Genomic DNA, 21,198 nt, shown 5'->3' on the forward strand with positions numbered 1-21,198 from the left:
CGCGCTCGCACTGCGCGCTACGTACCTCACCAGCGATGATGTGGACGTGGCCAGAAGGCTTGAGCACGGCGACAGCCCTATTCAGGGGCACAGCGCCACGGACGATCGGGGGAACGGCGCGGATGCCGCGCCCGTGGCGGACACGCACGGTCATGGGACAGCGGGGGAGGACGTGCCGACCGGTGACGAGAGTGGGGGCACGGCCCGGCGCCGGCGGCGGGGCCGCCGTCCGGCCGGGGAGGACACCCGGACGGCGCTGTTGGAGGCCGCCCGCGCCGAGTTCATCGCGCAGGGCTATGACGGTGCCACCGTCCGCGTGATCGCCCGCCGGGCAGGAGTGGACCCGGCCATGGTCAACCACTGGTTCGGGGGCAAGCAGGGTTTGTTCGCGGCATCGGTCATCCAGCTGCCGATCACCCCGGACGAGATCGTCCGGCGGTTGCTCGACGGGCCGCCGGAGACGGTCGGCGAGCGCATGGTGCGTAACTTCCTCGCCGTCTGGGACGCCACCGGGGGCGGGCAGTTCACCGCGTTGGTCCGCAGCGTCACCAGCATGGACCTGGCGGCGCAGGCGCTGCGCGACATCTTCGTCCAGACGGTGTTCGGCCGAGTCGTCGCCGCCGTGGCGCCCGACCAGCACGAGCTGCGGGCGACGCTGTGCGCGAGCCAGATCATCGGTCTGGGGATGGCGCGTTACGTGGTGCGGCTGGAGCCGCTGGCATCGGCTGACGTGGACACCCTGGTACGCACGATGGCCCCGAACCTCCAGCGCTATATGTCCGGGGAGCTGGACTGATCACCTTTGACAGCAGGGAAAACCGGGGGATTTTCCGTCGCTCACGGCCCCGTCCCCGCGCCCGCTGTCGGCCGCTGGCCGAAGACCACGCGCGTGATCCGCCGGAACATCAACGGCATCGAGCACGTGCGGGCGCCACGGAAGTGGCGTGTGCCGGCCCCGTCCCCTGCCGCAAGTGCTTGGGGCACAACACAACGAGGCCACCGGAACGTGGTTCCGGTGGCCTCGTGACCTGGTAGCGGGGGCAGGATTCGAACCTGCGACCTCTGGGTTATGAGCCCAGCGAGCTACCGAGCTGCTCCACCCCGCGTCGACGAAGAGAACTCTACACGAGCCCGTTCCGCGGGTTTCAGGGGGGGTGCCCCCGCGGTGATCAGTCCTGTTCGGACAGCAGGACGTCACTGTCGAAGCACGTCCTGGTGCCGGTGTGGCAGGCCGCCCCGACCTGGTCCACGACCAGCAACAACGTGTCCCCGTCGCAGTCCAGCCGCACCTCGTGCACCTGCTGGGTGTTGCCGGAGGTCTCCCCCTTCACCCAGTAGGTCTGGCGGGACCGGGAGTAGTAGGTGGCGCGCCGGGTGGTGAGGGTGCGGTGCAACGCCTCGTCGTCCATCCAGGCCACCATCAACACCTCGCCGGTACCGCGCTGCTGTGCGACCGCGCACACCAGCCCGTCCGGGGTGCGCTTGAGCCGGTTCGCGATCGACGGGTCCAGGCCGGCCATGCTCACCGCGACTTCCCTTCTCCCTTACCGGTGCTGTGTCCTGCGGGACACCCGCACCCGGTCGGCAACCACGAGCTCTGCCACCCGCGACAAGAGCGGTGATCGCTCGTGGTTACCTCCAGACGTCCTGCGGGACACCCGCACCCGGTCGGACCCCGTGAACTCCCGCATCTTCACGCATCTGGTGCTCGTTCACGGGAACCTCTCATGTTCAACAGCACCAGCACGTACACCTGCGAAGCAGCCAGCAGGCCGGACACCAGGCGCGCCCACCACGGTGCCCCGCCGAGAACGATGAGCAGGTGGAACACGGCGCCGACGACGGCCAGCACGAGCCCGACCCGGCGCGCCCACCACCAGCCCGCCAGCAGGCCGGCGGCCACGCCGACCCCGAACACGGTCAACACCACCGGCGGCAGCAGGAGGTCGGGGCCACCCTCGACCGCCCACCGCGCAATGCCCACGAGCAGGAAGGCCACGCCGGCGCCGGCCAGGAGAGCGGCGGCGACCCGTGTCTCCAGCGGCTGGCTCACCTGACCACCACGTCGGCGTCGCGCAGCGCGCCCTTCACCGCACTGATCCGCAGCTGTCCGAAGTGGAACACGCTCGCCGCGAGCACCGCGTCCGCGCCGGCCGCCACCGCCGGCGGGAAATGCTCCACCGCACCGGCGCCACCGCTGGCGATCAGCGGCACGTCCACCACGCCACGCACCATGCGAATCAGCTCGAGGTCGAAGCCGGCCTTGGTGCCGTCGGCGTCCATGGAGTTGAGCAGGATCTCGCCGACGCCGAGCCGCTGTCCCCGCGCCGCCCACTCCACGGCGTCGATGCCCGTACCGCGCCGGCCGCCGTGGGTGGTCACCTCGAAACCAGACGGTGTGGGGGGCTGTCCCTCCGGGACCCGACGCGCGTCCACCGACAACACGACGCACTGTGCGCCGAACCGCTGGGATGCCTCCCGCAGCAGTTCGGGACGGGCGATCGCGGCGGTGTTGATGCTGACCTTGTCCGCGCCGGCGCGGAGCAGCCGGTCCACGTCGTCCACGCTGCGTACGCCACCGCCCACCGTCAGCGGGATGAAGACCTGCTCGGCGGTGCGGCGCACCACGTCGTAGGTGGTCTCACGCTCGGCGGAGGACGCGGTCACGTCCAGGAAGGTCAGTTCGTCGGCGCCCTCGGCGTCGTAGGCACGGGCCAGCTCGACCGGGTCGCCCGCGTCGACCAGGTTCGTGAAGTTGACGCCCTTGACCACCCGGCCCCGATCCACGTCGAGGCAGGGGATGACACGCACGGCGACCGCCATGTGCCCAGCCTACGACGGTGCCCAGCAGGGCTTTCGGTGCGCCCCGGACGCGTGGGATCAGTCGTCGCCGAAGGCGGCGGGATCACCGACGGAGCGGACGATCTCCAGCAACTCACCGTGCACCCCGGGGGCGCCAGCCAGTACCGGCCGGTCCACCGTCCACGGCCGGCCCTCCAGGTCGGTGGCGATGCCGCCGACCGCGCGGATCATGCACACCCCGGCGGCGTTGTCCCACGGCCGGTCGCTGAAGCCGAGGGCGCCACCGCACACGCCGCCGGCAACGAACGCCAGCTCGACGCCGGTCGAGCCGAGCATCCGTACGCGCAGGCAGCGCGCGGTGATCGCCTCCAGTACGTCGAACCGCCACCGCGTCGGGTAGTCCTCGGTGGACCGCACCCGACGGGGGTTGCCGAAGGTGACCGCCGACTCGGCGAGCTTGGCCCCGGCCAGCGGCGGCTGGCGGTGGCCGTTGCAGCGCAGCTCGCCACCGACGGCGGTCCAGCGCTGGTCGAGCAAGGGGAGCCAGGTCAGGCCGGCCACCGGCGCGCCGTCGCGGAGCAGGGCGAGCAGCATGCCGGTCAACGGGAGCCGGGTGGAGTAGTTGGCGGTGCCGTCGATCGGGTCGAGCACCCATGCCTCGCCCTGGGCCGGGTCCGGCCCACCGTGCTCCTCGCCGTGCACGGCGATGCCGGTGCGCTGGGTGAGCAGCCGGGCCACCCGCTCCTCGATCGCGAAGTCGGCGGCGGTGGCGAAGTCGCCGGGGCTCTTCTCGACCTCGCTGGCGGCGCCGAGCCAGCGGACGAAGTCGGGCACCGCCTCGTCGAGCACGGTCGCCGCGATGTCCGCCAGCTCACCGAGCCGGTGGTCCGCCGGGTCCGCGACGACCACGTCAGGACCCCCGGACCGCCGCGAGCGCCTCGGGCAGGCTGAAGGCACCCGCGTAGAGGGCCTTGCCGATGATGGTGCCCTCCAGGCCGAGCGGGGCCAGCTCCGCCAGCGCGCGCAGGTCGGCCACGCTGGACACGCCGCCGGAGGCGATCACCGGGGCCTCGGTGCGGGCACAGACGTCGCGCAGGAGCCGCAGGTTGGGGCCGCGCATGGTGCCGTCCTTGCTCACGTCGGTGACCACGTAGCGGGCGCAGCCGTCGCGGTCTAGGCGCGCCAGCACCTCCCACAGGTCGCCGCCGTCGGTGGTCCAGCCGCGGGCGGCCAGCCGGTGCCCGTCCGGGGTGATGCGCACGTCCAGGCCGACGGCGATCCGGTCGCCGTGCTCGGCGAGGGCACGGGCGCACCAGGCCGGGTCCTCCAGGGCGGCGGTGCCGAGGTTCACCCGGGCACAGCCGGTGGCCAGCGCCGCGCGCAGCGACTCGTCGTCGCGGATGCCGCCGGACAGCTCCACCTTGACGTCGAGCCGACCGACGAGGTCGGCGAGCAGCTCCCGGTTGGTGCCGCGGCCGAAGGCCGCGTCCAGGTCGACCAGGTGGATCCAGTCGGCGCCGCCCTCCTGCCAGGCCAGGGCGGCCTCCAGCGGGTCGCCGTAGGAGGTCTCGGACCCGGCCTCGCCCTGCACCAGGCGGACGGCCTTGCCGTCGGCCACATCGACCGCGGGGAGCAGCGTGAACGTCACCCGTCCACCCTAAGCCGTGACCCTGCTCGGCCATATGGTGGGTGCTCACTCCCAACCGGACTATCGCGGCCCACGCGGCGCGCGAAAACTCGGGGGCCGGCGCATGGATCAGGCACTGTTTTCCTGGCGCGGTCGTGGTGTAGGCGTGGACCGACGCCCGACGACAGGTCGGGAAAGGGCCACTCGGGTGGTGCGACCACATCGATCTTCCCTTTCACGACAACCCTCCGTAGCGTCGGCACGGCCAGGTTCGATCTGCTTGAGTACCGACCACTCGACGCTGCACCCCGAAACACGACCCCCTGATCGACTTGTGGAACGACCGGACGCCGTGCCGAATGCGGCGATTCGCCGGGACCGTGTTTTTGTCACGTCGTGCTGATGGGATGGCTTCGGTGCCCCAAGGGGGCTGCAACATGTGCGGCAAAACGAGGGCGGCTGGGCGCGACTTTCCCACGGGTTCGATCTGGTTCTTCGGGGTTCGACTCCTGACCGCACACCCCCGACCGCGCCCGATGGACGCCGTCACCACCTCGTTCGGGCAGCTGGTCATCGCCGCGATCGATGCCTGGGGGACGTCGCGGGCGGGGCCATGTCGCCGCACCGGACCTCGCTGGCCCAGCTGCACCGGCGAGGTGCTGGCCGAACTGGCCCGGGCCGGTGCTGTCGGGCTCGGTACCCGTGACCTGGTCACGGCCTGCGCACTGCCACAGGGTCGGGTGACCCGCTGCCTGTCGCAGTTGGCGGCGAACGGGCGGGTCGTGCGGGTGCGTTCCCGCCGGTTCGGCCATCGCACCAATCGCTGGGTCCTGCGCGCGGTCCCCGTCCCTGACCCGGCCAGCGGCCCCGCCTTCCCCGCCGTCGAGCGCAGCCGAGCCGCGGTGGCCGCGTTACTGAACAATCACGCCTGGACGTACCGGCTGGCCAACCCGGGCGAGGCGGCGGACGTGCTCGACAATCTCCGCCGGCTGCGGGACGCGACCTGCGCGGCGGGCCACCGGGACCGGCTGGCGCGGCTGCCCGCCATGCGGCTGACGCTCTTCCTCCTGCACTGGTCGGAGCCACCAGCCAGCCCGATCGCCCTGCATCGGCTGGTGAACGATCTGCGCAGCCTCATCCGTACCGAGGTTCCCCGGATGTTCGACTACTTGACGGTCGCCCCACCACGCGGCGCCGAAACTCTTGAGCCAGCGCGGAACTCGCCGGTCAGTGGAGGCTGTTGAGCCAGTTCTCGAGGAGGGTGGCGCCGGCGTCACCGGACTTCTCGGGGTGGAACTGGGTGGCGCACAGCGGAGCGTTCTCCACGGCGGCGACGAAGTCCTCACCGTGGTGCGCCCATGTGACCAACGGCGGCGTGAACGGCGGCTGGACGGTCAACTCCCACTTGCGCACGGCATAGGAGTGAACGAAGTAGAAGCGGGTGTCGGCGTCGAGGCCGGCGAAAAGCACGGATCCTTCGGGCACACGCACGGTGTTCCATCCCATGTGCGGCAGGACATCCGCCTGCAACCGCTCCACGGTTCCCGGCCACTCTCCGCAGCCGTCCTCCTCGATCCCGTGCTCCACACCGCGCTCGAAAAGAATCTGCATCCCAACACAGATGCCCAGGACCGGCCGGCCACCGGCGAGCCGCGTACCGATGATCTGCTCACCGTGGACGGATCGCAGACCTTCCATGCACGCGGCGAACGCGCCCACGCCGGGGACGACGAGCCCGTCGGCGTTGAGCGCGGCATCGCGGTCGGCGGTCACCTCGACCTCGGCACCGACACGCCGCAACGCGCGTTCGGCCGAGCGGAGATTGCCGGATCCGTAGTCCAAGACGACGACGCGGGCCACGCCGCCAGCCTACTTGGTCCGTCGACGCGTCCCGCTGGCCTTCATCCACAACCCACCGAGGTCGTGCGCGTACCAGGCGGTGTCCCCCGGGATCCGGATCCACCAGCGCGGCGGCGCGCCGGGGCCGGCCACGTTGGGGAACTCGGCAAGCGCGTGCGCCAGCACCTGCGCGGCCGGTCCCAGATCGGCGGCGGTGAACAGCGAGACCAGCGCCTCGGGCCCGGCCAGCGGCCGCGACAGGACCCCTGCCAGCGGCTCCTGGGACACGCGGAGCGAGGCCGCCAGTCGCTTCGCGGCCCTGGCGACGGCGGCCTGGTACGCCAGGGTGTCGGCCTGCCCCAACGCGGCCGGGCTGATCGTCGGGAGCCGTTGGGCGACGGGGCCGACCAGGTCCGGGTGACCCCACACCCAGCTCCCGTCCGACCAGAGCCCGGGGGTGAAGATCCCCGCCGCGAAGCCGTTCCAGAGCAGGGTGACCGGACGCGCGTGCCGCACGGCCGCGGCCCGCGTCGCCCAGTCGACCTCCTTGGCGTCATCCGGGTCGGTGCCGAACAGCAGGCTGCCATCCCCTGCCGGGATCGCGACCGGGGGCCGGGCACCCAACTCCTCCCGCACGGTCTCGAAGGGCGCGCGGAGGAAGACGGCCAGGTGCACGCCGCCGGCGTCGAACGAGGGCGTGTCGGAGCGGGGATTCATACCCCAATTCAACCCCGGCGGCGTGCGGTCTGTGGGGCCTGCCCTGGTCAGCCGAGGAAGGTGTCCAGAGCGGCGCGGATCGTGCGGGCGTCCAGCCCATGCGCGGCAGCGTGCTCGGCCGGGGTGCCGTAAGCACGCAGTTCCTCGTCCCGCCGGACGCCGAGCGAGAGCAACCGGTGCGGCACCTCGGACAACGCCTCGTTCGCCTGGTGTGCCGAGGTGCCCCGCAGGTAGGGCTCCACGAGGACGACGTCGGCGCGATCGACGCCGGAGAGAGCGGCACACAGCCCGGCGGTGTCGAAGGGACGGATGGTGCTCGCGTAGAGAACGGTCACGTCAGCGGTGGCGGTTGCGTCGAGCACGGCGTCCAGAACCGGGCCGACGGCGATCACCACTCCCCGGCGGCCGGTGCGGATCAGCTGGAAGCCCGTGCCGGGGTGTGCGTCGCGGTTCGTCTCGGTCGACAACCGCAGGTACACCCGGTCCTGTCCGGCCAGCGCGGCGCGCAGCAGCGGTTCGACCTCGGCCGGGTGCCCGGGCACGTGCACCGTCCAGCCCGGCAGGCTGTCGATCAGGGCCACGTCGCCGGGTGCCTGGTGGGTACGGCCCAGGTTCGCGCCGTCGAAGGAGCCCCCGATGCCGACGAGGACACCTCCCACGTCCTGATGCACGAAATCGAGCTTGATCTGTTCGAACGGGCGTTCCACCAGGAATGGCGCGTAGGTGTGCACCACGGGCCGCAGCCCGCTGAGCGCGAGCCCGCCGCCCGCGCCGACCAGGAGCTGCTCGCGGATACCGAGGTTGAGGACGCGGTCCGGATGCCGCGCGGCGGCACGTTCGAACCGGTCCGCGGAGATCTCGGCGAGCACCACGGCCAGCTGGGGGTTGACCTCCAGCTCGGCGGTGACGATGTCGACGAACGCGTCCCGCATGGCGGTGGGAGTGGTGAGGGTGGACGCGATCATGGGTGCCGGTACTCCTTGGGCTCGACGGCGGCGACGACCGCCAGCGGGTGGCCGGGGTGGTCCCGGGTGAAGGCGGTGTACAACGCGTCGTGGTCGCGGCCGTTCACGGTGGTGCCGGCCCATCCCTCGCGGGCGAAGCGGTCGGCGACGCCGCCCGGCCAGCCGAGGCTGGCCGAGGCGTTGTCCACGACCACCACGGTCAGCCGGTCCAGCCCGAGCCGGCCGGCGACCTGGATGGCCTCGTGGTTGCTGCCCTCCTCCAGCTCGGCGTCGCCCACCAGCACCACGACCCTGCAGGGCCTGCCCTGGGCCCGCAGGCCCAGGGCGAGGCCGACACCGATCGGCAGGCCGTGCCCGAGCGAGCCACTGCCGATCTCCACACCGGGCACGAGCGCCCGGTCCGGGTGGTGGCCGAGCCGGGAGTCGAAGGTCGCCCAGGTGTCCAGCTCGTCGGGCCGCAGGAAGCCCTTGACCGCCAGGACCGCGTAGTACGCCATCGGAGCGTGCCCCTTCGACAGCAGGAAGCGGTCCCGGTCCGGGTCGTCGGGCCGGTCCGGATCCACCCGCAGGACCCGGTCGTAGAGCACCCACAGAACGTCCAATGTGGAGGTAGCGACGGCGGCGTGCTTCTCGTCACCCGTCATCCGACCAATCAACTCGGGGAGGTCGGCGTAGCCGGAAATTACCGTGGTCACCGCTACAACTTGCAACCTCGACTTAACTGGAGGTCAACCCGTATGGTGGTGTGCATGGGGTCACTGCCGAACCTGCTCACCATCGGTGACGTTGCCGCGCGGAGCGGCATCCCGCACACGGCGTTGCGGTTCTACGAGGAGAAGGGCCTGATCAGCTCGCTGCGCACCAGCGGTAACCAGCGGCGATACCCGCGTTCGGTGTTGCGGCGGTTGGCGTTCATCCGGGCCGCGCAGCGAATCGGGCTCAGCCTGGAGGACGTCCGGGCGGCCCTCGCCGAGCTTCCGGAGGGTCGCACCCCCACCAAGGCCGACTGGTCACGCCTATCCCGGAAGTGGCGTGCGGAGCTGGAGACCCGCATCGACGCCCTGCAGCGACTCCGGGACCGGCTGACCGGCTGCATCGGCTGCGGCTGCCTCTCGCTGCGCACGTGTGGCCTGCACAATCCGGAGGACCGGATGGCGGACGCCGGCCCTGGCGCGCCACGGCTCAAGCCCGCGACCGAGGGCGGCACCACCTAGTCACCGACAGACAGGTCACCGGCGATGAACTCACAGTGATGACGGGTTGGTGCGGTGAACGAACGAGAGCTGGTCCGCGTCTCCAGACGCCTGTCGCGTCACCTCCGGCACGCACCGGGCGAGATCGGTCTCGTGCTCGACCGCGCGGGATGGGTCGCGGTGGACGACCTGCTGGCCGCGCTCACCGCGCACGGGCTTCCGCTCAGCCGCACCGGGTTGGCGGAAGTGGTGGAACGCAACGACAAACGTCGCTTCACGTTCAACGCGACCCGAACGCACATCCGCGCCAACCAAGGACATTCCGTTCCCGTCGACCTCCAGCTCCCGGAGGTCATACCACCGGCAACGCTGTACCACGGCACCATCGCCAGGTACCTGCCCGCGATCGAGCGCGACGGGCTACGTCCGATGCGGCGGCACGCCGTACACCTCTCCGCCGACGTCGGGACCGCACTTCGGGTGGGAGGCAGGCGAGGCGAGCCGGTGGTGCTCGAGGTCGATGCGGGCGGTATGGCCGCGGCCGGACACCGCTTTTCCCGCAGCGACAACGGTGTGTGGCTCACGGCCTGGGTTCCGCCTCGCTACGTCAGGAAACGGCCGGGCTCGCCGGCTACATCATCCACGCGATCGCTCCGGCGATAGCGAGGATGGCCGCAACCCCCAGGACGACCGCGAACATCTTGGCGGCCTTCCAGGTGGCGTAGACCCCGCCGAGGAGGAAGCCGGCCAGGGCGATGAGGCCAATCCAGATCCACTCGTTGGACACGGGTTCCTTCTCCGCTCCTCGTCCTTGGCCGGTGCGGCCGGGTTGAGCTGCCTGTCCGGGTTCAGCTGCCGTCCAGCAATCCCTTGGTGGAGGGCACGGTCCCACCGAAGCGCGGGTCCGGCTCCACCGCGGCACGCAGCGCGCGGGCGATCGCCTTGTACTGCGCCTCGGTGACGTGGTGCGGGTCGCGCCCGTGGATCAGCCGGACGTGCAGGGCGATCTTGGCGTGGAAGGCCAGCGACTCGAACACGTGCCGGTTCAGCACCGCCGGGTAGTTGTTGCCGATGACGAAACCGGCGACCGAGTCGGGCTCGCCGGTGTGCACGCAGTACGGCCGGCCGGAGACGTCGACCGCGGCGTGCGCGAGGGTCTCGTCCATCGGGACCCAGGCGTCGCCGAACCGCCGGATGCCCGACGAGTCGCCGAGCGCCTTCCGGAGCGCCTGGCCCAGGACGATGGCGACGTCCTCCACGGTGTGGTGCGCGTCCACCGGCACGTCACCGGTCGCGCGCACGGTGAGGTCGAGGGCGCCGTGCATGCCGAACGCGGTGAGCATGTGGTCGTAGAACGGCACCCCGGTGCTGACGTCCACCTTCCCGACGCCGTCGAGGTCCAGCTCCACCCAGACCGTGGACTCCTTGGTGTTGCGTTCCACCCGTGCCGTGCGGCTCACCGGTTGACCTCCGTGTCGTCGTCGGAGTCGCCCGGCCGTTCCAGGCCGGCCGAGGCGATGTCCTTGCTGACGGCGAGGAACACCTCGTTCTCCTCGGGCGTGCCCACCGTGACCCGGAGATGGCCGGGGATGCCGACATCCCGGATGAGGACCCCGCGGTCGAGGTAACGCTGCCATGCCTCGTGCGCGTCCTCGAACCGTCCGAAGAGGATGAAGTTGGCGTCGCTGGGCACCACCGAAAAACCCATGCCCACCAACGCTTCCCGCACTCGGTCCCGCTCGGCGCTCAACTTGTGCACCGCGGCGAGCGTCTGCTCCGCGTGCCGCAGGGCCGCGCGCGCGGCGGCCTGGGTGAGCACCGACAGGTGATACGGCAGGCGCACGAGCTGCAACGCGTCGATCACCGCGGGCGCTGCGGCGAGGTATCCCAGTCGACCCCCGGCGAACGCAAACGCCTTACTCATGGTGCGGCTGACGATCAGCTTGTGGCCGAACTCGTCGAGCAGCCGGACGGCACTGGGACGGCTGGAGAATTCGGCGTACGCCTCGTCCACCACCACCATGCCCGGCGCGGCCTGGACCAGCACGCGCAGGTCGTCCAACGGCACCGACTGCCCGGTGGGGTTGTTCGGGCTGGTCACGAAAATCACGTCCGGGCGGTGTTCGGCGAGTACGTCCGTCGCGCGCTCGGTGTCCAGCGAGAAGTCGGAGCGTCGCGGTGCCGGGACCCATTCGGTGCGGGTTCCTGCGGCGATGATCGGGTGCATCGAGTAGGACGGTTCGAAACCCAACGCGCTCCGGCCGGGTCCGCCGAACGCCTGCAGGATCTGCTGCAGGATCTCGTTGGATCCGTTGGCGGCCCACAGGTTCGCCGCGGTCAACGGAACGCCGGTGTCCTCGGACAGGTACGCCGCCAGGTCGGTGCGCAACGCGGTCGCATCCCGGTCCGGGTAGCGGTGCAGGACACGCGCCGCCTCCGCCACGGCCTCGGTCACGTCGGTGACCAGCTCGGGGGGCGGCGGATACGGGTTCTCGTTGGTGTTCAACCGAACCGGCACGTCCAGTTGCGGTGCGCCATAGGGCGTGCGGCCCCGAAGGTCCTCGCGCAGGGGCAGCTCCTCGAGCCGCACCTGCCCGCCCACCGCCCCGGGCTCGCGGGGGCTCACCGGGCCGCCCCGTCGTCGCCGGGGAAGCGTGCCGAGACCGCCTGCCCGTGTGCGGGGAGATCCTCCGCCTCGGCCAGCGCCACGACCTTCGGCGCCACGTCGGCCAATGCTTCGGCGGTGTACTCGACGACGTGGATACCGCGGAGGAACGTCTGCACGGACAGACCGGAGGAGTGTCGCGCGCAGCCGCCGGTGGGCAGCACGTGGTTGGAGCCCGCGCAGTAGTCGCCGAGCGACACCGGAGCGTACGGACCGACGAAAATGGCGCCGGCACTGTGGATCCGGCCGGCCACCTCCCGTGCGTCGCGGGTCTGGATCTCCAGGTGCTCGGCCGCGTAGGCATTGACGACCCGCACCCCGTCGTCCACGGCGGACACCAGCACGCAGCCGGACTGCGGTCCGGTCAGTGCGGTGCGGATGCGCTCGGTGTGCTTGGTCCGTGCCACCTGGCGCTCCAGTTCGGCGTCCACGGCGTCGGCCAGCTCGGTCGAGGTGGTGACCAGCACGCTCGCCGCGAGCGTGTCGTGCTCGGCCTGGCTGATCAGGTCGGCGGCGACGTGCACCGAATCGGCGGTGTCGTCGGCCAACACGGCGATCTCGGTGGGCCCGGCCTCGGAGTCAATCCCGATCAGGCCGCGCAGCAGCCGCTTGGCCGCGGTGACGTAGATGTTTCCCGGACCGGTGACCATGTCCACCGGGGCCAGCTCGGCGCCGTCGGTGTCGGTTCCGCCGTAGGCGAGCAGGGCGACCGCCTGGGCGCCGCCGACCGCCCACACCTCGTCGACCTCCAGCAACGCGCAGGCGGCCAGGATCGTCGGGTGCGGCAGGCCACCGTACTCGACCTGCGGTGGCGAACAGACGACGAGCGAGGAGACACCGGCCGCCTGGGCGGGCACGACGTTCATCACCACGCTGGAGGGGTAGACCGCCAGGCCGCCGGGCGCGTACAGGCCGACCCGGGCGACCGGCACCCAGCGCTCGGTGACCGTTCCACCCGGGACGACCCGGGTGGTGACGTCGGTCCGACGCTGGTCGACGTGCACCTTCCTGGCGCGCACGATCGACTCGGTCAGTGCCTCGCGGACCGCCGGGGCCAGGTTGTCCAGTGCCGCGCGCAGCGTCTCGCGCGGCACCCGCACCGCGGATGGGCGCACCCGGTCGAAACGTTCGGCCAGCTCCAGCACGGCCGGGACGCCGCGGTCACGCACCGCTTCGACCACCGGACGAACCTGATGCAGCACCGCGTCCACGTCCACCTCGGCGCGCGGCAGGGTTGCGCGCAGCTCGGCCGGGGACGGAACTCGACCACGGAGGTCGGTACGGGTGAGCATGGCGTCCTCGTTCACGATCGTCGGGGTGCGGCAGTTAACCGTGTCACCAGGTTAAACGGTCCACCTGCCGGGACGACGCGCACGGTCGATCGCGCTGTGTTGCCTCGACCACCCGAGTGGACGGTGCCATAACACCTGCTCATTGCAAATTTTCCGAATCCTTGCCACGGAGCGTGACGACACGCATGCTGGCGACCCATCACGCTCCGTCAGCAATCGGAGGCCCGATGTTATCCACGCGTCGCAGCCTGATGACGGTGGCCCTCGGTGCCTGCCTCGCCCTGCTCGCCCCGCTCCACGTGGCCGGGGCGGAGCCGCGGCAGGCCGCCGACCCGCCGCGCACGGTGTGGTCCGGGACGACGGCCGGGGAGCCGGCGGTGTACACGGTGCACGGGACCCCGACCCCGTGGGACCGCACGGCAGTCGCTCGGACGGGCGTCGACGTACTGGGGGTGGGCGGGGACCGGATGACGGTCATCGCGACCCCGGGGCAGGTGGCTGCCGTGCGCGCGCTCGGTCACCGCGTCGAGTTCGTCGAGTCCCTGCCGTCGGAGGGTGGTCCGACTGGTCCGACCACCTTCGACTTCCCGCCCCAGGACGCCAACTACCACAACTACTCGGAGATGACCGCGGCGTTGCGGAAGGCGGCGAGCGACCATCCCGCGATCGCCCGGCTGTCCAGCATCGGCAAGTCCTACCAGGGACGTGACCTGTGGATGCTGAAGATCAGTGACAACGCCGCGGCCGACGAGAACGAACCCGAGGTGTTGTTCACCTGCAACCAGCACGCCCGTGAGCACCTGACCGTCGAGATGTGCCTGCGGATCGTGCAGCGGTTCACCGAGGGTTACGGCGAGGACGCGAACATCACCCAGTTCGTGAACTCGCGGGAGATCTACGTGATCCCGAGCGTCAACCCCGACGGCTCGGAGTACGACATCGAGACCGGTCGCTACCGAGGTTGGCGCAAGAACCGGCAGCCGACCAACGGGACCGATCCCAACCGGAACTGGGGCTACAAGTGGGGTTGCTGCGGCGGCTCCAGTGGCAACCCCAACTCGGAGACCTACCGCGGGACCGCGCCCTTCTCCGCCCCGGAAACCGCGCGCGTCCGTGACTTCGTCAACTCCCGGGTCGTGGGCGGAAAGCAGCAGATCACGGCGCACATCGACTTCCACACCTACTCGGAACTGGTCCTGTGGCCGTGGGGTTACACCTACAACGACACCGGTCCCGGACTGAACGCCGACGAGGCCAGGACGTTCCAGACGCTGGGCCGGCAGATGGCGCGGACCAACGGCTACACCCCGGAACAGTCCAGCGACCTGTACATCACCGACGGGTCGGTCAACGACTGGATGTGGGGCGAGCACAAGATCTGGTCATACACCTTCGAGATGTACCCGCGCAGTGGCAGTGGCCTCTCCGGCTTCTACCCACCGGACGAGGTCATTCCGCGGGAGACCGCGCGCAACGACCGCGCGGTGGATCTCCTGCTCTCCTACGCGGACTGCGTCCCGCGCGTGATCGGCAAGAGCTGCTCGTAAACCGCCGAGAGCTTCCGGGACGGTACTGGTGATCGCCGGTACCGTCCCGGAATCCACGAGTACTGATCACCGAAGGGCGGCGACCTCGGCGACGAACTCGTCGATTTGTTCTGGCGAGACGAAATAGTGCGGTGAGGCGCGCACCAGCTCGGGAAGGCCGCGGCGGGTCATGTCGAGCAGGGTGGAGTGGACGCGGCTGACGGTGACGGTGATGTCACGTTCGCGAAGCAGGTCCCGCACCTTCTCGGCCGGCACACCGTCCACGGTGAAACTGACGATGCCGCACCGCTGACGTCCGAGATCGTGCACCGTCACCCCTGGGACGGTGGCAAGCCCGTCCCGCGCCCGTTGGGCGCGATCGGCCACGGCCGCGGCGATCTCGTCGACGCCGAGTGCGTCGGCGTAACGCAACGCCTGGAGCAGCCCGAGCCGCTCGGCGACACCGAACTCCCAGAGCTCGTAGACGCGGGCGTCGTCACGCAGCCGGATCTCGTCCGGGGCCATCCAGGTCGCGCCGTGCAGGTCGACCAGCCCCGGCCTGAGCCGTTCCGTGGCCGGCCGCCGGACCACGAGCACGCCGGTTCCGCGTGGCCCGCGCAGCCACTTCCGGCCGGTGACCGCCAGGGCGTCGACGCCGAGCTCGTCGGCGCGTACCCGGAGCTGGCCGGCCGACTGGCAGGCGTCCAGCAGCACGAAGGCGCCCACCTCGTGCGCGGCGTCCGTGATCTCGCGTACCGGGTTGACCAGGCCGCCGTTGGTCGGGACGTGCACCAGTGATACCAGGCGGACCCGCTCGTCGAGCAGCTCACGCAGGGCTGCCGGGTCGACGGCGCCGGTCTCGTCCGACGGTATCGGCTCCACGCTCGCGCCGACCGCGGCGGTCCGGTGTAGCAGGGCGACGGCGTTGCTGGCGTACTCCACCTCGCTCACCAGGATCCGGTCCCCCTGGGCGAGTGGCAGCGCGGCGAACACCAGGTTCCAGGAACGGGTGGCGCTGTCGGTGAAGGCGACTTCGAACGCCTCGCAGCCGAGGAACCCGGCGGCCACCCGGTAACCGTCCTCCAGGTCGTCGAGCCGCTCGATGGCCGCGCGGTAGCCGCCGACCTCGGCCTCGCGACGGAGATGCCCGATCACCTCGTCCAGCACCTGTCGGGGTGGGAGCGAGGATCCCGCACTGTCCAGAAACACCTGGTCAGCGCAGGAGGGGGTGTCCGAACGCACGACGTCGAGATCGATCACGGGCTCCTCCTCGGTCGGCTCCGCGGCGTGCCGCCAGTCTGCTGGGCGGACGCTGGGTGGTGCCAGCGACTCCCGATCAGGTCCTGGGTTCAGCGGACCTGTCGCGGGATCCGAGGTCGTTCACGCCCGGGTCGTCACGCCAGGTGCGTGACGCGGTCCGCCCAGACAGCGAGTAGTTCGTCGTCGTGGCTGATCGCGAGGACACCGGCACCGGTCTCGGCCACATGCGCGGTGACCACGCGCACCAGCGCCGCAGTGGTGGAGGGGTCGAGCATCGCGGTCATCTCGTCACACACCAGGTATCGGGGGCGCGGCGCAAGCGCACGAGCCAGACACGCCCGCTGCAACTGGCCATCACTCACCTCGTGCGCCCGTCGGGTCAGCAGCTCCCCGGTAAGGCCCACCTGCTCGGCCAGCTCGGCGACGCGCCCTGCGGCCTCGGCCGCACGCCCGGTCGCGTGCAGCGGCTCGGCGACGACCTCCCGCAGGGTGAACCGCGGATCGACCGAGAGCCGCGGCTGCTGGAACACCACCCCGATCGCGGTGCGCTGTTCCCGTGGCGCCGCGTGCCGGAAGCGTCGCACGGCCCGGCCGTCCAACTCGACCGTGCCTGCCCACGGCTCCAGCAACAACGCCAGCACCCGCGCCAGGGTGGACTTTCCGCAGCCGCTCGGGCCGGCCAGGCCGAGCACCTCGCCCGGACGCACCTCGACGTCCACCCCGTCCAGAACCGGGCGGCCCCGCTCGTAGCCGGCGACCAGGCCGACCCCGGTCAGCATGGCCGGCGGCAGGCGACCATGCGGTCGTCCCAGCGGATCAGCTCGGGGTCACCGCTGCAGCCTGCGTCCGGGCCGAGCGGACAGCGCGGTGCGAACGCGCAGCCCGCGGGCAACGCGGTCAGCTCGGGAGGTTCGCCGGGGATCGGGGTGAAGCCACCGCCGGGCAGGGCGGCGAGCAGGCCCGCGGTGTAGGGGTGCAACGGCTCGGCGAACACCCGCGCCGCGGGGCCCAGTTCGACCAGCCGGCTCGCGTACATGACGGCCAGGTCGGTGGCGACCGGACGGGCGGCCGCGAGGTCGTGCGTGATCATCAACACGGCCCTGCCCTCCTCGGCCAGCCCGGCGAGCAGGTCGACGGTGCGCCGCACGAGCGGCCGGTCCAGCCCGGTCGTGGGCTCGTCGGCCACCACCAGCGGTGGGTCACCGACCAACGCCAGCGCCACGGCCACCCGCTGCGCCATCCCACCGGACAGCTCGTGCGGGTAGCGGTCGAGGAACGCCGGTTCCAGGCCCACCCGCTCGGCCAGGTGTTCGGCGAACCCGAACGGATCGTCGACGTCGGGCCGCAACACGCGCACCGTCTCCAACAGCTGGCTCCGCGCGGTGCGCACGGGGGTGAGATGGGTTGCCGCCGACTGCGGCACCAGCCCGACCAACCGGCCACGCACCCGTTGCGCCAGAACATTTTCCGGTGCCGACATCACATCGATCGGACCGTCCTGTTCGGACAGCAGGGCGTGCCCACGAACCTGGGCGTTGCCGGGCAACAACCCCAGCAGCGCCGAGGCCAGCACCGACTTCCCACAGCCGCTCTCCCCCACCAACGCCAGCAACTGGCCGCGTCGCAACGAGAAGGTGGCGTCAGTGACCGCGCGAACCTCGCCTCCGCGCCCGCGCCGGCCGAGCAGGAACCGGACGGAGAGCCCGCGCACGTCCAGTAGCTCGCCGGTCACAGCGACAACTCCGATCGCCGCCGGGGAACCAACCGGTCCCGCCAGGTCGAGGCAATGCCGGACACCGCCAATGTGGCGGCGACCAACAACACCGACGGCAACACCACGGTCCACCACGCTCCGGCGAGGACCGAGCCGCGACCGTCCCCGAGGATGTTCCCGATACTCGCCATGTGCGGCGGCAGGCCGAGACCGAGGAAGCTCAGGGCCGTCTCGTGCCACACGGCGTGCGGCAACAACAACACCGCCGAGATCGCCGCCTGCGGCACGATTGCCGGCAGGAGGTGGCGACGTACCACACGCCAACGCGAGGCACCGCCGGAGATCGCGGCATCGATGAACGGCCGTTGTCGCAAGGAAAGCACCTCGGCCCGCACGATGCGCGCGACGGTTGTCCAGTGCGTCAGTGCGATCGAGGCGACGACCGCGAGCAGGCCTCCCCGGTAGAGCGCCACGATCACGATGCCCAACAGGAGGTGGGGCACGGCGTTCACCGCGTCGACGCAGCGCATGACGAGCCGGTCGGTCCATCCACCGAGGGCACCGGACACGGTGCCCACCAACGCGCCGAGCGCGGTCGAGACGACCGCACACAACGCGGCCACCAGCAACGAGACCCGTAGCCCGGCGAAGGTGCGCGACAGCAGGTCACGACCGGCCTCGTCGGTACCGAACAGGTGGGTGGGGCTCGGCGGACGCAACACCGCGCCGTAGTCCACCAACCGCTCGTCCAGCCCACCGAGCCAGGGCAACAGCACGGCTCCCACGGTCAGCAGGACCAGCGTTGCCAACCCGGCCACCAGACGTAGCCGATTCGCCGTACGCGCGGCCCGGGAACGTCCGGCACGTGATCGGGCCACCGGTTGCCAGTCTCCGGTGTCGGCGCCGCCGGAGGTCACCGGTGTGGCGAGATCAACCATCGGTGGCCACCCTCGGGTCCAGCAGCGCGACCGCCACGTCGGCCAGCAGCGAGCCGAGCAGCACCGCCAACGTCGCGAGCAGGGTCAGGGCGGCCAGCAGCGGGAAGTCGACGGACAGCGCGGACTTCACCACGGCCGAGGCGAGTCCCGGCCAGGAGAAGACCTCCTCCACCAGCACCGCGCCGGTCACCAGCTCGGGCACCCGGGCGCCGACCAGGGTCACGAACGGCAGCAGCGCGGTCGGGAGGGCGTGCCGCAGGACAACCATCCACTCGGCCAGGCCCCGCGCCCGTGCGCCCGCCACGTGGTCCTCGGCCAGCGACGACAGCAGCGACTGCCGGACGTGCAGCACCAGCCAGGGGGACTGCGAGACACCGAGCACCGACGCCGGCAGCACCAGGTGCCTGGTCACCTGGCTGAACGTCGCCGGCTGGCCGGCATCGGTGAGCCCGGCCACCGGCAGCCAGCGCAGTGTGAGCGCGAAGACGGCGATCGCGCCCAGCGCGAGAACGAACGGCGGGATCCCTTCCAGCGCGTGCCCGACGGCGGTGACGACACGGTCCAGCCAGCCACCCTGACGCCGGGCCGCCAGGGTGCCGAGCACCAGAGCGAGCAGCACGGCGACGGCCAGCCCGGAGCACATCAGCAACAGCGTCCACGGCAGCCGCTCACCGATCACGTCCGTGACGGGCTGCCGGAACGACCGGCTGTGGCCGAGGTCGCCGGTGAGCAGCCCACCGAGCCAGTGTCCGAACTGGACCAGCGCCGGCTCGTCGACCCCCAGTTCCGCACGCACCCTGTCCACATCGGACTGTGAAGCGGTGAAGATCTGGTTGCCGTAGTACTGCTTGACGGGGTCGAACGGCGATGCGGCACCCAGCGCGAACACCGCGGCGGAGACCAGGACCAGGACGGGCACCGCGAACGCCAGCCGGCGGCCGGCCAGCGCGGCAACGGCACGCGCGCGGCGCCGGCGACCCGCCCCGGCGAGCGGGCCCGGCTGGCGGGCCGTCGCGGGCGGGCTCGGTGTGGGCCCGTCCGCGAGGTTCATCGCTTCGGCGCCCAGTCCTGCACGTTCCACCACGGGCCCCAGGTGAACCCGTGGACGTGCCCCTCGACGATCGGCTCGTAGCCGGTCCACCCGTCGCGGACCACGTAGGTGTGGTCGAGGAAGACCAGGAACACCATGCCCGGGTCGGCCGCGTACGCGCGTTGGAACTGCTTGTAGTACGCCACCCGTTGGGCCGGGTCGATCGTGCGGCGGGCCGCGTCCAGCGCCTCGTCGACCTCGGGGTTCTTGTAAGAGCCCGGGTTGTTGAAGCCGTCGCCGGCGTACGAGGAGTGCAGTAGCGGGTAGGAGGTCAGGTCCGGGTCGAACGGGTTGCCGTCGCCGAGCACGAGCGCGTCTTGACCCATGCGCGGCTCGATGGCGTCCCAGCCGAGGCCCTCCAGGTTCACCTCGACACCGACCGCCTTGGCGTCGGAGGCGAACGCCTGGGCGAGATCCTTGCGGACGTTGTCGCCGGCCGGGTACATCACGGTGAATGCGGCACGCCGGCCGTCCCGGCCCCGGATCCCGTCGTCCCCCTTCACCCAGCCGGCCTCGTCGAGGACGCGCTCGGCCTCGGCCCGGTCGTAGCGGAACTGCGCCGAGGGCTCGACGAACTCCGGCAGCGACTGCGGGATCGGCGTGGAGGCCGGGGCGCCCTTCCCGGCGAGCAGGGCGTCGATCATGCCCTTGCGGTTCACCGCGTAGTTGAGGGCGAGCCGGATGGCCTTGTCACCGGTGACCGGGTTGCCCATCGGCATCTCGATCGTCCGGTAGTCGGAGGTGCGGTGGGTGACGACCTTGAAGCCATCGGTGTTCTCGAACGTCTTGGCCAGCTTCGGCGGCAGCGGGCCGCCGTCGAAGTCGCCCCCGCGCAGCCGCTGCGCGCGGGTGTTGTCGTCGGTGGCGAAGACCACGGTGATCTTGCGGATCTTCGGTGCGCCGCCCCAGTAGGTGTCGTTGGCCTTCAACACCATGCGCTCACCCCGGCGCCAGTCCTCCAGCTCGTACGGGCCGGTGCCGATCGGCTTGACGTTCATCGGGGACCTGTCCTGGGGCTCCGGCTTGGCCAGCACCTCGCTCGGCAGGATGCCCATCACCAGCTTGTGCTGGAACGGCGCGTACGGGTAGGCGAGGTCGAACCGGACGGTCCGCGGATCCATTTCGACGACGTCGGAGATCATCGACAGCGAGGAACGCACGGTGGACGCGTAGGCCGGGTTGAGGGCGGCCTTGTAGGTGGCGACCACGTCGGCGGCGTCGAAGGGGCTGCCGTCGTGGAACCTCACGTCCTTGCGCAGCTTCACCGTCCAGCTCTTGCCGTCCGCCGAGGGCTGCGGCAACTCGGCGGCCAGCGCCGGTTCCAGGGTGCGGTCGGCGCGGTAGGCGAGCAGGCCGTCGAACAGCTTGGACGCGCCGCTCTCGGCGTAGCCGAGCAGGGGGTTCAGGCTGTCCGGCTCGTTGGGGTCGACGAGGGTGAGCCGGGTGCGGTCGGCGTCGCGACTGGCGTCCGGGTTCGCCGGCGCGGAGCAGGCGACGAGCGCCGTTGCCGCGGCCAGGGCGAGCAGGACCGGCACGAGTCGGGGACGGAGGGGCCGGGGGTGGGGCACAG

At 71.2% G+C, this 21,198-nt stretch carries 24 protein-coding genes and 1 tRNA gene; 5 read left to right on the plus strand and 20 right to left on the minus strand.

Translation table 11 applies throughout. From position 1 onward, the window contains the following. Window positions 1–172 precede the first annotated feature (172 nt). Window positions 173–796: a TetR/AcrR family transcriptional regulator gene (locus tag IEY55_RS02670; protein WP_189054205.1), complete on the plus strand. Its 624-nt coding sequence runs from the start codon at window positions 173–175 to the stop codon at window positions 794–796. A gap of 233 nt (window positions 797–1,029) precedes the next feature. On the opposite strand, the gene IEY55_RS02675 is transcribed toward IEY55_RS02670, so the two are convergent. From IEY55_RS02675 to priA, 6 genes are all read right to left on the minus strand, one after another. Beyond that, window positions 1,030–1,106 (minus strand) — tRNA-Met (locus IEY55_RS02675). Window positions 1,107–1,169: 63 nt separating this feature from the next. Then, entirely contained in the window at window positions 1,170–1,520 is a 351-nt protein-coding gene (hisI, locus tag IEY55_RS02680; protein WP_189054207.1) for a phosphoribosyl-AMP cyclohydrolase, read from the minus strand. Between the two features lie 173 nt (window positions 1,521–1,693). After that, complete coding sequence (locus IEY55_RS02685) at window positions 1,694–2,053, minus strand: hypothetical protein (protein WP_189053531.1); 360 nt, start codon at window positions 2,051–2,053, stop codon at window positions 1,694–1,696. Then, window positions 2,050–2,823, minus strand: coding sequence for an imidazole glycerol phosphate synthase subunit HisF (gene hisF, locus IEY55_RS02690; RefSeq protein ID WP_189053533.1), 774 nt, complete (start codon window positions 2,821–2,823; stop codon window positions 2,050–2,052). The genes IEY55_RS02685 and hisF overlap by 4 nt, the downstream gene beginning before the upstream one ends. A gap of 57 nt (window positions 2,824–2,880) precedes the next feature. After that, entirely contained in the window at window positions 2,881–3,711 is an 831-nt protein-coding gene (locus tag IEY55_RS02695) for an inositol monophosphatase family protein (protein ID WP_189053535.1), read from the minus strand. A gap of 1 nt (window position 3,712) precedes the next feature. After that, window positions 3,713–4,450, minus strand: coding sequence for a bifunctional 1-(5-phosphoribosyl)-5-((5-phosphoribosylamino)methylideneamino)imidazole-4-carboxamide isomerase/phosphoribosylanthranilate isomerase PriA (gene priA, locus IEY55_RS02700; RefSeq protein ID WP_189053537.1), 738 nt, complete (start codon window positions 4,448–4,450; stop codon window positions 3,713–3,715). Between the two features lie 515 nt (window positions 4,451–4,965). Between priA and IEY55_RS02705 the strand changes: the two genes are divergently transcribed. Further along, complete coding sequence (locus IEY55_RS02705) at window positions 4,966–5,673, plus strand: hypothetical protein (RefSeq protein WP_189053538.1); 708 nt, start codon at window positions 4,966–4,968, stop codon at window positions 5,671–5,673. Here IEY55_RS02705 and hisH read toward each other — a convergent pair. Genes hisH through IEY55_RS02725 form a run of 4 tightly spaced genes read right to left on the minus strand, consistent with a single transcriptional unit; the run spans window position 5,657 to window position 8,645 of the window. Beyond that, window positions 5,657–6,289, minus strand: coding sequence for an imidazole glycerol phosphate synthase subunit HisH (gene hisH, locus IEY55_RS02710; RefSeq protein ID WP_189053540.1), 633 nt, complete (start codon window positions 6,287–6,289; stop codon window positions 5,657–5,659). The two genes, IEY55_RS02705 and hisH, sit on opposite strands and share 17 nt — an antisense overlap. A gap of 9 nt (window positions 6,290–6,298) precedes the next feature. Then, a complete protein-coding gene (locus IEY55_RS02715) occupies window positions 6,299–6,985 on the minus strand; it encodes a hypothetical protein (protein ID WP_189053542.1) in 687 nt (228 codons plus the stop codon). Between the two features lie 47 nt (window positions 6,986–7,032). After that, the gene (locus IEY55_RS02720) at window positions 7,033–7,950 is read right to left on the minus strand and encodes a transketolase family protein (protein ID WP_373289953.1); all 918 of its coding nucleotides are present in this window, start codon (window positions 7,948–7,950) and stop codon (window positions 7,033–7,035) included. Beyond that, the gene (locus tag IEY55_RS02725) at window positions 7,947–8,645 is read right to left on the minus strand and encodes a thiamine pyrophosphate-binding protein (RefSeq protein ID WP_444543281.1); all 699 of its coding nucleotides are present in this window, start codon (window positions 8,643–8,645) and stop codon (window positions 7,947–7,949) included. Before IEY55_RS02725 ends, IEY55_RS02720 begins: the two co-directional genes overlap by 4 nt. A 54-nt stretch (window positions 8,646–8,699) precedes the next feature. Here IEY55_RS02725 and soxR point away from each other — a divergent pair, with 54 nt between their 5' ends. Both soxR and IEY55_RS02735 read left to right on the plus strand, forming a co-directional pair. Continuing rightward, the gene (gene soxR, locus IEY55_RS02730) at window positions 8,700–9,164 is read left to right on the plus strand and encodes a redox-sensitive transcriptional activator SoxR (RefSeq protein ID WP_189053544.1); all 465 of its coding nucleotides are present in this window, start codon (window positions 8,700–8,702) and stop codon (window positions 9,162–9,164) included. Window positions 9,165–9,218: 54 nt separating this feature from the next. Beyond that, on the plus strand, window positions 9,219–9,806 hold the full coding sequence (locus tag IEY55_RS02735) for an RNA 2'-phosphotransferase (protein WP_189053546.1): 588 nt from the start codon (window positions 9,219–9,221) through the stop codon (window positions 9,804–9,806). On the opposite strand, the gene IEY55_RS02740 is transcribed toward IEY55_RS02735, so the two are convergent. From IEY55_RS02740 to hisD, 4 genes are all read right to left on the minus strand, one after another. Beyond that, complete coding sequence (locus IEY55_RS02740) at window positions 9,775–9,930, minus strand: CG2302 family histidine operon protein (protein WP_189053548.1); 156 nt, start codon at window positions 9,928–9,930, stop codon at window positions 9,775–9,777. The two genes, IEY55_RS02735 and IEY55_RS02740, sit on opposite strands and share 32 nt — an antisense overlap. Before the next feature lie 61 nt (window positions 9,931–9,991). Continuing rightward, window positions 9,992–10,603 (minus strand): imidazoleglycerol-phosphate dehydratase HisB, encoded by a 612-nt coding sequence (gene hisB, locus IEY55_RS02745; RefSeq protein ID WP_189053550.1) that lies wholly within the window; start codon window positions 10,601–10,603, stop codon window positions 9,992–9,994. Then, a complete protein-coding gene (locus IEY55_RS02750) occupies window positions 10,600–11,769 on the minus strand; it encodes a histidinol-phosphate transaminase (RefSeq protein WP_229685912.1) in 1,170 nt (389 codons plus the stop codon). Before IEY55_RS02750 ends, hisB begins: the two co-directional genes overlap by 4 nt. Further along, window positions 11,766–13,100: a histidinol dehydrogenase gene (gene hisD, locus IEY55_RS02755; RefSeq protein ID WP_189054215.1), complete on the minus strand. Its 1,335-nt coding sequence runs from the start codon at window positions 13,098–13,100 to the stop codon at window positions 11,766–11,768. Before hisD ends, IEY55_RS02750 begins: the two co-directional genes overlap by 4 nt. 227 nt (window positions 13,101–13,327) lie before the next feature. Between hisD and IEY55_RS02760 the strand changes: the two genes are divergently transcribed. Further along, a complete protein-coding gene (locus tag IEY55_RS02760) occupies window positions 13,328–14,647 on the plus strand; it encodes a M14 family metallopeptidase (protein WP_189053552.1) in 1,320 nt (439 codons plus the stop codon). A 66-nt stretch (window positions 14,648–14,713) separates the two neighbouring features. Here IEY55_RS02760 and IEY55_RS02765 read toward each other — a convergent pair whose 3' ends face one another. The 6 genes from IEY55_RS02765 to IEY55_RS02790 all read right to left on the minus strand — a co-directional run bounded on the left by IEY55_RS02765 (window position 14,714) and on the right by IEY55_RS02790 (window position 21,196). Then, a complete protein-coding gene (locus IEY55_RS02765; protein ID WP_189053554.1) occupies window positions 14,714–15,886 on the minus strand; it encodes an aminotransferase class V-fold PLP-dependent enzyme in 1,173 nt (390 codons plus the stop codon). A 134-nt stretch (window positions 15,887–16,020) separates the two neighbouring features. Continuing rightward, window positions 16,021–16,665: an ABC transporter ATP-binding protein gene (locus tag IEY55_RS02770; protein ID WP_189053556.1), complete on the minus strand. Its 645-nt coding sequence runs from the start codon at window positions 16,663–16,665 to the stop codon at window positions 16,021–16,023. Further along, the gene (locus IEY55_RS02775) at window positions 16,659–17,618 is read right to left on the minus strand and encodes an ABC transporter ATP-binding protein (protein ID WP_189053558.1); all 960 of its coding nucleotides are present in this window, start codon (window positions 17,616–17,618) and stop codon (window positions 16,659–16,661) included. Before IEY55_RS02775 ends, IEY55_RS02770 begins: the two co-directional genes overlap by 7 nt. Further along, window positions 17,615–18,538, minus strand: coding sequence for an ABC transporter permease (locus IEY55_RS02780; RefSeq protein ID WP_189053560.1), 924 nt, complete (start codon window positions 18,536–18,538; stop codon window positions 17,615–17,617). The genes IEY55_RS02775 and IEY55_RS02780 overlap by 4 nt, the downstream gene beginning before the upstream one ends. Beyond that, entirely contained in the window at window positions 18,531–19,622 is a 1,092-nt protein-coding gene (locus IEY55_RS02785) for an ABC transporter permease (RefSeq protein WP_229685914.1), read from the minus strand. Before IEY55_RS02785 ends, IEY55_RS02780 begins: the two co-directional genes overlap by 8 nt. Then, a complete protein-coding gene (locus tag IEY55_RS02790) occupies window positions 19,586–21,196 on the minus strand; it encodes an ABC transporter substrate-binding protein (RefSeq protein WP_229685916.1) in 1,611 nt (536 codons plus the stop codon). Before IEY55_RS02790 ends, IEY55_RS02785 begins: the two co-directional genes overlap by 37 nt. Window positions 21,197–21,198: the final 2 nt, after the last annotated feature.

The sequence above is a fragment of the Longimycelium tulufanense genome (genome assembly GCF_014645795.1).
GTDB classification, from domain to species: domain Bacteria; phylum Actinomycetota; class Actinomycetes; order Mycobacteriales; family Pseudonocardiaceae; genus Longimycelium; species Longimycelium tulufanense.

Bases quoted from the DNA above. Each gene is read 5' to 3' on its own strand.
- IEY55_RS02760 (WP_189053552.1), top strand. From the start codon at position 13,328: ATGTTATCCACGCGTCGCAGCCTGATGACGGTGGCCCTCGGTGCCTGC.
- IEY55_RS02780 (WP_189053560.1), bottom strand. From the start codon at position 18,538: ATGGTTGATCTCGCCACACCGGTGACCTCCGGCGGCGCCGACACCGGA.
- IEY55_RS02705 (WP_189053538.1), top strand. From the start codon at position 4,966: ATGGACGCCGTCACCACCTCGTTCGGGCAGCTGGTCATCGCCGCGATC.
- hisI (WP_189054207.1), bottom strand. From the start codon at position 1,520: ATGGCCGGCCTGGACCCGTCGATCGCGAACCGGCTCAAGCGCACCCCG.
- IEY55_RS02720 (WP_373289953.1), bottom strand. From the start codon at position 7,950: ATGATCGCGTCCACCCTCACCACTCCCACCGCCATGCGGGACGCGTTC.
- IEY55_RS02715 (WP_189053542.1), bottom strand. From the start codon at position 6,985: ATGAATCCCCGCTCCGACACGCCCTCGTTCGACGCCGGCGGCGTGCAC.
- hisD (WP_189054215.1), bottom strand. From the start codon at position 13,100: ATGCTCACCCGTACCGACCTCCGTGGTCGAGTTCCGTCCCCGGCCGAG.
- soxR (WP_189053544.1), top strand. From the start codon at position 8,700: ATGGGGTCACTGCCGAACCTGCTCACCATCGGTGACGTTGCCGCGCGG.
- IEY55_RS02770 (WP_189053556.1), bottom strand. From the start codon at position 16,665: ATGCTGACCGGGGTCGGCCTGGTCGCCGGCTACGAGCGGGGCCGCCCG.
- hisF (WP_189053533.1), bottom strand. From the start codon at position 2,823: ATGGCGGTCGCCGTGCGTGTCATCCCCTGCCTCGACGTGGATCGGGGC.